At 61.0% G+C, this 11,736-nt stretch carries 15 protein-coding genes; 6 read left to right on the top strand and 9 right to left on the bottom strand.

The window, feature by feature from the left end; translation table 11 throughout:
- Window positions 1-43: 43 nt before the first annotated feature.
- Window positions 44-514 carry a dUTP diphosphatase gene (gene dut, locus QA646_RS18715; RefSeq protein WP_283056864.1) on the top strand — a complete coding sequence of 157 codons (471 nt, stop codon included), beginning with the start codon at window positions 44-46 and terminating at the stop codon, window positions 512-514.
- Between the two features lie 7 nt (window positions 515-521).
- On the opposite strand, the gene QA646_RS18710 is transcribed toward dut, so the two are convergent.
- A complete protein-coding gene (locus QA646_RS18710; RefSeq protein ID WP_283056863.1) occupies window positions 522-986 on the bottom strand; it encodes an Lrp/AsnC family transcriptional regulator in 465 nt (154 codons plus the stop codon).
- Between the two features lie 108 nt (window positions 987-1,094).
- Here QA646_RS18710 and QA646_RS18705 point away from each other — a divergent pair, with 108 nt between their 5' ends.
- Both QA646_RS18705 and QA646_RS18700 read left to right on the top strand, forming a co-directional pair.
- The gene (locus tag QA646_RS18705) at window positions 1,095-2,009 is read left to right on the top strand and encodes a DMT family transporter (protein ID WP_283056862.1); all 915 of its coding nucleotides are present in this window, start codon (window positions 1,095-1,097) and stop codon (window positions 2,007-2,009) included.
- Complete coding sequence (locus QA646_RS18700) at window positions 2,006-2,308, top strand: NIPSNAP family protein (protein ID WP_283056861.1); 303 nt, start codon at window positions 2,006-2,008, stop codon at window positions 2,306-2,308. Before QA646_RS18705 ends, QA646_RS18700 begins: the two co-directional genes overlap by 4 nt.
- A 22-nt stretch (window positions 2,309-2,330) precedes the next feature.
- Here QA646_RS18700 and QA646_RS18695 read toward each other — a convergent pair whose 3' ends face one another.
- Window positions 2,331-2,963, bottom strand: coding sequence for a LysE family translocator (locus tag QA646_RS18695; protein WP_283056860.1), 633 nt, complete (start codon window positions 2,961-2,963; stop codon window positions 2,331-2,333).
- A 24-nt stretch (window positions 2,964-2,987) separates the two neighbouring features.
- A complete protein-coding gene (locus QA646_RS18690; protein WP_283056859.1) occupies window positions 2,988-3,545 on the bottom strand; it encodes a cysteine hydrolase family protein in 558 nt (185 codons plus the stop codon).
- Between the two features lie 130 nt (window positions 3,546-3,675).
- Here QA646_RS18690 and QA646_RS18685 point away from each other — a divergent pair, with 130 nt between their 5' ends.
- Window positions 3,676-4,293 carry a LysE family translocator gene (locus QA646_RS18685; protein WP_283056858.1) on the top strand — a complete coding sequence of 206 codons (618 nt, stop codon included), beginning with the start codon at window positions 3,676-3,678 and terminating at the stop codon, window positions 4,291-4,293.
- Window positions 4,294-4,428: 135 nt separating this feature from the next.
- A complete protein-coding gene (gene cysK, locus QA646_RS18680; RefSeq protein WP_283056857.1) occupies window positions 4,429-5,397 on the top strand; it encodes a cysteine synthase A in 969 nt (322 codons plus the stop codon).
- 70 nt (window positions 5,398-5,467) lie between these two features.
- On the opposite strand, the gene QA646_RS18675 is transcribed toward cysK, so the two are convergent.
- On the bottom strand, window positions 5,468-7,000 hold the full coding sequence (locus QA646_RS18675) for a YifB family Mg chelatase-like AAA ATPase (protein ID WP_283056856.1): 1,533 nt from the start codon (window positions 6,998-7,000) through the stop codon (window positions 5,468-5,470).
- 133 nt (window positions 7,001-7,133) lie between these two features.
- Between QA646_RS18675 and QA646_RS18670 the strand changes: the two genes are divergently transcribed.
- Complete coding sequence (locus QA646_RS18670) at window positions 7,134-7,535, top strand: hypothetical protein (RefSeq protein ID WP_283056855.1); 402 nt, start codon at window positions 7,134-7,136, stop codon at window positions 7,533-7,535.
- A gap of 54 nt (window positions 7,536-7,589) precedes the next feature.
- Here QA646_RS18670 and gshB read toward each other — a convergent pair whose 3' ends face one another.
- From gshB to rsmI, 5 genes are all read right to left on the bottom strand, one after another.
- On the bottom strand, window positions 7,590-8,537 hold the full coding sequence (gene gshB, locus QA646_RS18665; protein WP_283056854.1) for a glutathione synthase: 948 nt from the start codon (window positions 8,535-8,537) through the stop codon (window positions 7,590-7,592).
- 92 nt (window positions 8,538-8,629) lie between these two features.
- Window positions 8,630-9,133, bottom strand: coding sequence for a cupin domain-containing protein (locus tag QA646_RS18660; RefSeq protein ID WP_283056853.1), 504 nt, complete (start codon window positions 9,131-9,133; stop codon window positions 8,630-8,632).
- A gap of 96 nt (window positions 9,134-9,229) precedes the next feature.
- Window positions 9,230-10,225 (bottom strand): endonuclease, encoded by a 996-nt coding sequence (locus QA646_RS18655; protein ID WP_283056852.1) that lies wholly within the window; start codon window positions 10,223-10,225, stop codon window positions 9,230-9,232.
- A gap of 102 nt (window positions 10,226-10,327) precedes the next feature.
- Complete coding sequence (locus QA646_RS18650) at window positions 10,328-10,696, bottom strand: YraN family protein (RefSeq protein WP_283056851.1); 369 nt, start codon at window positions 10,694-10,696, stop codon at window positions 10,328-10,330.
- A complete protein-coding gene (rsmI, locus tag QA646_RS18645; protein WP_283056850.1) occupies window positions 10,689-11,597 on the bottom strand; it encodes a 16S rRNA (cytidine(1402)-2'-O)-methyltransferase in 909 nt (302 codons plus the stop codon). Before rsmI ends, QA646_RS18650 begins: the two co-directional genes overlap by 8 nt.
- Between the last annotated feature and the right edge of the window lie 139 nt (window positions 11,598-11,736).

Genomic DNA, 11,736 nt, shown 5'->3' with positions numbered 1-11,736 from the left:
GATTGCAATTGACCTTGACAGTTCCAGCACAAACTAATGCCGCATGACCATTCACACGGATACGCGCCCGACGCTGAACCTCATTCGCCTGCCCCACGGCCAGGGCCTCGATCTGCCCGCCTACGAGACGAAGGGGGCGGCCGGCATGGACCTGCGCGCGGCTGTCGACGAGGGTGCGACCCTGACGATCGCGCCCGGCAAACGAGCGCTGGTGCCGACCGGCTTCATCTTCGAGATCCCCGAGGGTTTCGAAGCCCAGATCCGCCCCCGCTCCGGCCTCGCCTTCAAGCACGGCATAACCTGCCTCAACACGCCCGGCACGGTCGACAGCGATTATCGCGGCGAAGTGAAGGTGCTGCTCATCAATCTCGGTGAAGAGCCGTTCGACATCACCCGCGGCATGCGCATCGCGCAGATGGTGATTGCGCCGGTGACGCAGGCGCGCATTGCCGAAATCACCGAAGCCGGCGAAACCACGCGTGGCGCCGGCGGCTTCGGCTCGACTGGCGTTTGAGGGTGTTTTAACGCGAAAGAGGCGGCAGTCGCCGTTTGACCGGGGTTGCCTTGACCATCGACGTATTGGTCTCGGCGCGCTCGGCAATCTTGTCCAGTATGCCGTCGAGTTCTCCCATCGAGCGCACGACGAGGCGGCCGATGAAACAGTCGTCGCCAGTGACCTTGTCGCATTCGATGAATTCCGGCGTCTCCTGGATGATGCGCTCGACCACATGCAATTGCCCAGGCAGCGGCCGGATGCGCACGATCGCCTGCAGGGGATAGCCGACCGCTTCCAGCACGATATCGACGGTGAAGGCCGCAATGACGCCCCGCTCCTCCAGCCGGCGCAGCCTCTCGGCCGCACTCGGCGACGACAGGCCGGCCACTTCGGCCAATTCCTTCAGCGAAATCCGGGCATTGCGCGCCAGGGCGTCCAGCATGCGTTGATCAATCGCGTCGAGCTCCGCAGACACATTAGGCACACTCATTCTTTTACCTCACATTATTAGGCTATTCACCCCATATTCTTTATTCAGATTATATCATCCGTCCGTTGAGAACAATATTATCAAGCTTCATAAATGGGAGCGAAAGCAATGAATGAGATAAGGCGCGGCACAGCGGAAATGACGGGGGCGATGCTGATTTCGGGAACGATCGGCTGGTTCGTGTTGATGTCCGGGCAGCCTGTCACGGGCGTCGTCTTCTGGCGATGCCTGTTTGGTGCGCTTACCCTTCTTGTTATCTGCGGCGCCATGGGTCTGCTGCGCCCCGGCATTCTCAGCCCGCGGACTTTTGCGATCGCCGTCGCGGGCGGCGTCGCCATCGTCCTCAACTGGCTGCTGCTTTTCGCCGCCTATTCGCATGCCTCAATCTCGATCGCGACGACGGTCTACAATACCCAACCGTTCATGCTGCTGGGTCTCGGCGCGCTGTTTCTCGGCGAAAAAATCACGATCACCAAGCTGTTCTGGCTGGGTCTCGCTTTTGCCGGCATGGCCGTCATTGTTGAGGGCAAGCCGGCGGAAGCAACGGCCACCGGCAGCTATGCCATCGGCATCCTGCTCTCACTCGGCGCCGCCTTCTTCTATGCGCTGGCAGCACTCGCCGCCAAATGGCTGAAGGGCACGCCGCCGCATCTGATCGCGCTGATCCAGGTTTCGACCGGCATTCTGATGCTCCTGCCTTTCGCCGATTTTTCTGCTTTGCCGCGAGACGCCGGCGGATGGTCCATTCTGGCGACGATGGGCATTGTCCACACCGGCTTGATGTATGTGCTGCTCTATGGCGCCATCCAGAAGCTGCCGACGCATCTGACCGGGGCTCTGTCCTTCATCTATCCGATCGCCGCCATCGTCGTCGATCGCTTCGCCTTCGGACATGTGCTCGGCATAGCGCAGATCATTGGTGCGGTCATCATTTTAGCAGCAGCAGCCGGTATGAACCTCGGCTGGACGATCGCCTTGCCGCGTCCTAAAAGCGGTCATCTTTCAAAGGAAGCCGCCGAATGATCACCTGCTATCTTCGTTATACGATCGATCCCTACAAGCTCGCGGAATTCGAACACTACGCAAAGCTCTGGATCCCTCTCGTCAACCGGCTCGGCGGCACGCATCACGGCTACTTCCTGCCGCATGAGGGCGCCAACAACATCGCGCTGGCGCTCTTCAGTTTCCCGAGTCTGGCCGCCTATGAGGCCTATCGGCAGGAGATGGCCGAAGACTCCGAATGCCGCGCCGCTTTTGCTTATGCGGAGGAAACGCGTTGTATCGTCAGCTATGAACGCAGCTTCATGCGGCCGGTGTTCTGATCTCAAGCCGTTCCTGGAATTGCTATCGCTGTGCCTCGAAGGCCATCCTCATCGCAAGCCCGGCAAGCACCGTGCCCATCAGCCAGCGCTGCACCAGCATGAAAGATGGGCGGCTTGAGAAGAACAGCGCGACGGAACCAGCCGTCAGTGCGAAGATGGAGTTGAGGGTCACGCTGACGGCAATGTGGGTGAAGCCGAAAATGACCGATTGGCTGAAGACGCTGCCGTTCGCGGGATCGATGAACTGCGGCAGCAGCGAAAGATAGAGGACTGCGACCTTCGGGTTCAGCAGGCTTGTCACCAGGCCCATAGCGAAGAGTTTGCGCGGCCCGTCCTTCGGTAGATCGCGGACCTGAAAGGCGGAACGGCCGCCCGGCTTCAATGCATTCCAGGCAAGCCAGGCGAGATAGGCCGCGCCGGCGAGACGCAGCGCGTCATAGGCAAAGGGCACGGCGAACAGGAAGGCCGTGATGCCGAGCGCGGCCGAAAGCATGTAGAAGACGAAACCGAGCGCCACGCCGCCGAGCGAGATCAGTCCGGCCGTAGGTCCCTGCGAGATCGATCGCGACACCAGATAGATCATGTTTGGCCCGGGCGTCACCACCATTCCGACGGCGATCAAGGCAAAGGTGATGATGCTGGCGAGATGCGGCATGGAGGTCTCCGGCGGGGGATGAATTCAGAAGGCGATTCGGGCGGTCGGGATTAGCTTGACCTCATGCGGGCCGGCATCGAATCCGTCCAGCAGCATATTGTGATGAGCGATGATCGCCTCGAATGTCAGCTTGCCCATATCGGCGGTGGTATGGCCATCCGAGAGCAATGTTACGTCGAAGCCGAGCGAAACGGCGCGTCGCGCGGTGGTATCGACGCAGAATTGCGTCATGCAGCCGCCGATCACGAGATGGGTGATCCCCTTGGCGCGGAGGCGCGCCTCAAGATCGGTCTCGAAGAAGGAATCGCAGCTTGTCTTATGTACCACGACATCGCCGGCTTCCGGCGCGATTTCGCGGCGCAACTGCCAGCCCTCGCCGCGCTTTGCCAGACGATGCGTTCCCTGGCCATCATGCTGCACGATGAAGGAAGGAATGCCGGCGGCGCGAGCTTTATGTTTCAGTTCAGCAAGCCTCGCCACGACACCTTCAAGGGCAGCGTCGATCGCCGGCTGGCGCTCCGGCGTGCCGAGGCCAGCCAAAATGGCGTTCTGAAGGTCGATCAGGAGCAATGCGGACGACATGGGAGCCTTGTGCAACACAGTTTCGACGGGGCCGTTAACCCTTGGTAGTATGTTCGCACCGTTTGCGCAATCGCTTGAAAACGCAAGATCAGTGGGATAGAGCAATCACCTGTTGCTGGAGGAATGCACCATGACGTTTGCAGCCCTGCTCGCCTACAGCGGCGCGCTTTTCATCGCGGCCGCGATTCCCGGTCCGGGCGTCACTGCGATCGTTGCCCGCGCGCTTGGTTCCGGCTTTCGCGAGACTTTCTTCATGGGCCTCGGCCTCGTGCTCGGCGACACGATCTACCTGACGGCGGTCATTCTCGGACTCGCTTTCGTGGCGCAGACCTTCACGGAGATCTTCATCGTCATCAAGATCGCCGGTGCGCTTTATCTCGCCTACATTGCCTGGAAGCTTTGGACTTCTGGATTGCTCTCTACCGATGTCGCGGCGAAAAAATCAACCAGCGCAGGCATGTCCTTCCTTTCCGGACTGCTGGTGACCCTCGGCAATCCGAAGACGATGCTTTTTTACGTGGCACTCGTACCGACGCTGATCGATATCGGCAGCATTGGGCTTCGCGAATATGCCATTCTGCTTGCGGCGACTTTCGTCGTTCTTCTGGTGGTGCTCATCCCCTATATGCTGCTCGCTTCTCGTGCCCGCACTTTCCTTAAGAGACCGAAAGCGCTGCAGATTTTGAACCGGGTCGCCGCCAGTATTCTGGCCGGTACGGCAGCATTCATCGCCGCTCGGGCGGCCTGAAAAAACCTTTCTCGACAAAACGCTGTGGGAGATTCTTTTCCCGCAGCACAGGGTCGGCAGAGTGATCCCATTCTGGTTTCCGGCAGCGTTTGATCCTATTGTGTCTCCGCGATTTCAATAGAGGGGGAGCTACCCATGTCCGACACCCGTAAACCAGGCCGCGGCCGCGTGTATGATTCTATCACCGATACCATTGGTGACACGCCCATCGTGCGTCTCGACAAGCTGGCCAAGGAGAAGGGCGTCAAGGCCAACCTGCTGGCGAAGCTCGAGTTCTTCAACCCGATCGCTTCCGTCAAGGACCGTATCGGCGTCGCCATGATCGAGAGCCTGGAAGCGCAGGGCAAGATCACACCCGGCAGGAGCGTGCTGATCGAACCGACCTCCGGCAATACCGGCATCGCGCTCGCTTTTGCCGCCGCCGCCAAGGGCTACCGGCTGATCCTCACAATGCCGGAAACGATGTCGATGGAGCGCCGCAAGATGCTGCTGCTGCTCGGCGCCGAGCTGGTGCTGACCGAAGGTCCGAAGGGTATGAAGGGCGCGATCGCCAAGGCGGAGGAACTGGCCTCGACGCTGCCGGAGGCCATCATCCCCCAGCAATTTGAAAACCCGGCCAATCCGGAAATCCATCGCAAAACGACGGCAGAGGAAATCTGGAACGATACGGACGGCAAGGTCGATATCCTCGTGTCGGGCATTGGTACCGGCGGCACGATCACCGGTGTCGGCCAAGTGCTGAAAGCCCGCAATTCGAATATCAAGGTCGTCGCCGTCGAGCCAGCAGACTCGGCGATTCTCTCCGGCGGCAATCCCGGCCCTCACAAGATCCAAGGTCTCGGCGCCGGCTTCGCTCCGAAGATTCTCGACACCCACATCTATGACGAGATCGTCACGGTCACCAATGACGAGGCTTTCCAGCAGGCACGTCTCGTCGCCAAGCTCGAAGGCGTGCCGGTCGGCATCTCCTCCGGTGCAGCACTGGCGGCTGCGATCAAGATCGGTCAACGGCCGGAAAACGAAGGCAAGAATATCGTCATCATCATCCCCTCCTTTGCCGAGCGCTATCTCTCGACGGCGCTGTTCGAAGGTCTCGGCGGCTGAGACAGACTACTTCAATCGTCAAACATTCAGAGGGCGCTGCGGCGCCCTTTGTCATCTGAGCCGCTTGCGCTCACACTACCGCGGTCAGCCGTTCGCCGGCAATGCGGTAGGAAATGGCTTCTGCGAGATGGATACGCCCGACCATTTGCTTGTCGTCCAGATCGGCGAGCGTGCGGGCCACTTTCAGCACGCGATGATAGCCGCGGGCAGAAAATTTCATCTTTTCCGCTGCGTCGCGCAGCAATTGCAGGCCGGCAGTATCCGGCTCGGCGATAGCCTCGATCATCGATGTCGAGCAACGGGCGTTGGTGGAGATGCCCTTCACGCCGGCTGCCTCGAAACGCTCGCGCTGTCTTTCGCGGGCACGGGCGACGCGGAGCGCGACATCGGCGCTCTTTTCGGCCGTCGTCGGGCGGATGAGATCGGCTGCGGAGACGGCGGGCACGTCAAGGCGGATATCGATACGATCCAACAGCGGTCCGGATATGCGGCCCTGATAATCAGCTACGCAACGCGGGCCGCGGGCGCAAGTGTGACCCGGCTCGCCGGCCATGCCGCAACGGCAAGGATTCATCGCTGCGACAAGCTGAATGCTGGCGGGATAGGAAACGCGATGATTGGCCCGGGCGATGACGCATTCGCCCGACTCCAGCGGTTGGCGTAACGCATCCAGCGCCTGCGGCGAAAACTCGGGCAATTCATCGAGAAACAGAACGCCATGATGCGCCAGCGATACCTCGCCGGGGCGGGCACGCAAACCGCCGCCGACCAGCGCCGCCATGGTGGCTGAATGATGCGGCGTGCGATAGGGCCGGCGATTGGAAAGCTTTCCGCCCGAGAGCTGGCCGGCGACGGAATGGATCATCGACACTTCCAGCAGCTCCGCCGTCGACAATGGCGGCAGAATGGATGGCAGGCGCGACGCCAGCATCGACTTGCCGGAACCGGGCGGACCGACCAAGAGCAGATTATGGTTGCCAGCCGCCGCCACCTCCAGCGCCCGCTTGGCGCTCTCCTGCCCCTTGATATCGGCAAGATCGGGGAAGTTGGCGGCATTGGCGCGGATCGCCGGTTCGGGGCGCGACAGGACCTGGGTGCCGCGGAAATGATTGGCGAGCGCAATCAGGCTGCGCGGTGCGAGAATATCGATGTCCGGGCCGGCCCATGCGGCCTCCGGACCGCTTTCGGCCGGGCAGATCAGCCCCTTGCCGATTGCGTTGGCGGCGATCGCAGCCGGCAGAGCGCCGGCGACAGGCGCGATCGTGCCATCGAGATTGAGCTCGCCGATGACGGTATAGGCCGATAGCGCATCCGCCGGAATGGCGCCCAGCGCCGCCATCAATCCGAGCGCGATCGCAAGATCGAAATGGCTGCCTTCCTTGGGCAGGTCCGCCGGCGCGAGATTGACGGTGACCTTCTTCGGCGGCAGCGACAGGCCGGAGGCGTGAAGGGCTGCCTGCACCCTTTCGCGGCTTTCGGCCACCGCCTTATCCGGCAGCCCGACAATATGCATCATCACTTTGCCCGGTGAGATCATCACCTGCACTTCGACGGGAACGCCCTCGATACCCTGAAACGCAACCGTGCTGACGCGCGCTACCATCCCGCCCTCTTTTAACCCGTTTACCGTTATCAATTTTTCATAACAGACTATGGGTTGCATAGTGGCAGAAATTATGGAATGAAACAAGAACAATAAAGGAACGAAGGGACGATTTCTACAATCGGTAGCAAATATGAGACTTGTAGTATCGCTTTCCCTTCTGCTGGGTGCGGTTCTGGCCGGCTGCCAGTCTATCGATGGCGGGGATAATCTGGAAAAAGGCGTTCCTTATCCATTGAGCGTCAAGGAAATTGCTACGGTGGAAAAGGGTTTGCGCGAGCAGCTTCCCTATCAGGGCGTGCTGATCTTCGGGCCGATGGCGGCTTCCAAGGATAGCAAAGGCTACGTCAGCGTCTGCGGCACCATTAGCGCCATGGGCGGCTATGGCGGCGTTATGTACAAGCGCCCCTATGTCGGGATGATGGTCGACGTGAAGCCGCTTTTCGGCTTCGTGCCAACCGTCATCTCGGATGACAGTTCCATCGGGCAGTCAGCAGTGATCCTGACCTGCAGCCGGATGGGCATTGCGATATAGCTTACCTGCGGCAAGGCGAGAGGTGGCGCCGTGATCCTACAGGACAGGCGCTCCTCAAGCGCGCTTCGCCTCGATCGCATCCCACAACAGGCTGGCAATGTCGGCACCGCCGAAGCGTCTGACTTCGCGCAGGCCCGTGGGCGAGGTGACGTTGATCTCGGTCATGTAGTCGCCGATGACGTCAATGCCAACGAGCAGGAAGCCGCGCGCCTTCAGCGCCGGGCCGATGCGCTTGCAGATTTCCTGTTCGCGCGGCGTCAGCTCCGTCGCCTCGGCACGGCCGCCGACATGCATGTTGGAGCGGGCATCATGCTCGGCCGGCACGCGGTTGATCGCGCCGACAGCCTCACCGTCGACGAGGATGATGCGCTTGTCGCCCTTGCGCACGTCAGGCAGGTATTGCTGCGCGATGAAAGGCTCGCGGAACATCTGGCCGAACATTTCGAGCAGCGAAGACAGGTTACGGTCGTCGCGCGTCGAATGGAACACGCCCGCGCCGCCGTTGCCATAGAGCGGTTTCAGGATGATATCGCCCATCTCGTCGCGGAAGCGGCGGATTTCGGCTGGATCGCGGGTGATCAGCGTCCTCGGCATCAGGTCGGCGAATTCGGTGACGAAGATCTTTTCCGGCGAATTGCGGACCCAGGCCGGATCATTGACGACGAGTGTCTTCGGATGAATGCGCTCGAGCAGATGCGTCGAGGTGATATAGGCCATGTCGAAGGGCGGATCCTGGCGCAGCAGCACCACATCCATGGTCGAAAGATCGACGCGCTCCGGCTCACCAAGCTCGAAGTGATCGCCCTTGACGTCGCGCACGATCATCGGCTCGACCGTAGCATAGATCTTGCCGTCGAGCATGCTGAGACGCTCGGGCGTGTAGTGGAAGAGCTTATAGCCGCGGTTCTGGGCCTCCAGGCTCATGGCGAAGGTGGAATCGCCTGCGATGTTGATGCTCTTGACGTGGTCCATCTGGACCGCAACATTCTTGATACCAGCCATAGTCAGCCCTCGCTCGAATTTGCGGACAGATGTAGGTCGGCCCGCATCCAAACGCAACGGCTATTCAAGGGCTTCCGTCAGGGCCGGCCGCGTCAGGCGGCAAGGCCCTGTGCACCGCCCTGCCGGACGAAGTTGCGCAGGCGATAGGCCATGGTCAAAGGCTTCGGGAACGGCTTGCGGCAGAAGGCGACCTTGCGCAGATAGCGGTCGATGCGCCATGTGGCCCAGGTTCCGCCGGCGAAATAGGCGACATCGCCGGCGCTGAGCGTGCGTTCAACGCCATCCTCCGTCGTGATATGTACCTCACCTTCGAGGATCATCACCGTTTCGTCCCAGCCGAAATACCAGCGAAACTCGCCCGCGGTGCAATCCCATAGCGCGGTCATCGCAGCATCGTCGTGCCCGCGCGAATGCTCCGCAATGCGGGCAACCGGATCGCCCGCCAAAATCCAGGACGGTTCGATCGGCGAAGGCTTCATTTCCATTTCGCTGCTGGCGCCGGCCACGAAGCTTTTCGACTGCGGCAGCGCGGCGACGACCGGGACGGCACGCGCGGTAAAAGCCGCCATGCTCGCCAACATCAATTTCAAGACCATGCAATCCCCCAATTCCATGCGCGTCTCAGCCTCCATCGCACGGAAGAGGTAACGACGCGGTTCATGAAATCCGGCGCATTTTAACGATTGCAGCGATCAGGTAGAAAAACCTTCGATTGTGCAAACGATCATGTCGTGATCGGAAAGCGGCTTGCCCTCTTCATTGAGGGAGGAAACGAGATGGCTTTCGCTGATCTTCAAACCGCGGCTCAGGAACCAGTCGAGCTTCATGGTGCGATCGGGAAAGCGCGTGATCAGGCTCGGGCGCGTGCTGGTCTGATCCAGTGGGCCGCCATGGCATTCGAAGCCGCGGCCTTCGGCCATGGCGAACAGGGTATCGGTCGAGAAATCCCCGCCTGTGTGATTGCCGGTATTGAGATCGCCGCCGATCAGGATGGGGAAACCCGGTGCAAAACCTTCAACAGCGTCGATCAGCGCCGCCATCTGCCGCTCGCGATAGGCAGCAGTTGCGACACTTTCGAGATGGACCGAAACGGCGACGAAGGGACCAGCCTCGGTTTCGACGATGGCGCCGACAGCGCAGCGATCGCCGATGCGGGGCTGTTCGTTGCTGTCGTTGAACCACTTGGCCTCGCCCGGCAGCCGGAAGAGAAAGGCATCCTTCAAGGCGACGGACGCCATCAGGGCGTTGCCGTGAAAGCCCTTTTCGTTGAAATCGTCCTTGCAGAAGGAGCGCTCGATTTCCGAACCGAGGCTGAGTTCCAGGAATTCCACGCCATAGGCATAGTTCATGCCGAGTTCGCCCGCGACGATCGCGGTCGGGTCACTTTGGCCGGTCCGCGCCATGCCCTCGTCCATCTCGGAGAGCAGGATGAGCGACGCCTTGGTCGCCTTCAACTTGGTGGCGGATTCGAGGGGAAAAAGGCAGCGCTCCATATTCCATGCGGCCACGGTGAAGGGGAAGCTCAGCGGCTGGACTTCGCCGGTCGCGCCACCGATGCGCACGGTGTTCATGCAAGCAAGCGAGGCGAGCGTTGCCGCATGAATGTCAGGGGTCTTTTCCAATGAAATGAAGCCTTTGCGTTCCTCTTGCGAGGGAACGGCGAAGGCGGAAACGGTGCTGCGGATCATCATAAGACCTGACGAAATGATTAGGGCGCGATGCGCGGAAGCGACGTGAGCGCGGTGGTCTGGCAATAGTTGCGCTTTATGACGGCGCCATGATGGTCAGCCTCAAAAAGCATCCGGAAAATGCCGGGGCCAGCGGCCGGGTAGGATCACCACGATGTCATAGCGTTGCGACAGGCGTCCATAGTCCTTCTGGCGAGCAAGCCAAAGGTCGCTGGCAGCACGAATACGCCCTTGGGCGGAAAAGGAGACGGCATCGATCGCCTCCTGCTCGCCGCGCCTCGCTTTGACCTCGACGAAGACTGCGAGATCACCTTTGCGAGCGATGATATCGATTTCGCCGAGCTTGGTGCGGTGGCGGATGGCGAGAATGCGGTAGCCCTTGAAGAACAGAAAAAGCGCTGCGGCATATTCAGAGACATGGCCGCGTCGCCACGCTTCCCGCCGCTTCAGCCTCTCGCCCGTCTCAGCCATGGCGCTCCTTCATATCGAGCAGGCGCTGGTAGAGATCCTTGCGCGGCAGACCGGTGATCCGGGCAGCCTCTGCCGCCGCCTTCGCTGTCGGCATGCTCCGCGCGAGATCGCTGAGAATGGCCTCAACATCAGCTTCGGCGGCGATCGTTTCTTCCGGCGGGCCGACGAGCAGCACGATCTCGCCTTTCACATGCTCGACAGCCTCATAGAAAATTGCGAGTTCAGTGAGCGTGCCGCGACGGAATTCCTCGAAGGTCTTGGTGAGTTCGCGGCAAACGGCAGCCTTGCGCTCGCCGCCAAGCACATCGGCTGCTGCGCTGAGCGTTGCGGCGATGCGATGGGGCGATTCAAAGAAGATCAGAGTCGCGGGGATGACAGCAAGCTCGGCCAGCCGGTCGCGGCGGCCCTTGTCCTTGGCGGGCAGAAAGCCGGCGAAGAAAAAGGCGTCGTTGGGCAGGCCGGAGCCGACCAGCGCGGCAAGCGGCGCGGACGCACCCGGGATCGGCACGACACGGTAACCCGCGTCGATCGCCTGCAGCGCCAGCCGGTAACCAGGATCGGAGACCAGCGGCGTGCCGGCATCGGAGACCAGTGCCACGGAACGGCCGGCTTCCAGCGCCTGCAGCAGCCGCGCCCCTACCTCGTCGGCATTGTGCTCATGGTAGGCGAAGGGCCGGTTCTGGATGCCGTAGCGGTCGAGCAGCACGCGGGTAACGCGGGTATCCTCACAAGCGAGAACATCGGCACCTGCCAGCGTTTCCAGTGCGCGCAGCGTGATATCGCCGAGATTGCCGATCGGCGTCGCGACGAGATAAAGCGCCGGCTCCAGCGGCCGTGCTGGAACCGTGGTATTGTGCAGGCGGAAACTGCGCGCTCCGCCGCTTGTGTGTTCGTCGCTCATACCGACCCTGAATTCGCCTCGGAATCATCGCCTTTATGGGCGAGGTATGGCCTGACGGCAAGAGCGGTGCAAATCCTGTGAGCATTGTCGGCCAAATACCGAAATGACGTGCGGCATATCCCGATGCCTCTTGCATTCG

The organism is Rhizobium sp. CB3090, assembly GCF_029714285.1.
Lineage (GTDB): Bacteria > Pseudomonadota > Alphaproteobacteria > Rhizobiales > Rhizobiaceae > Rhizobium.
Note: the sequence above shows the minus strand (reverse complement) of the source record. Positions and strands in the feature narration are given on the sequence as shown.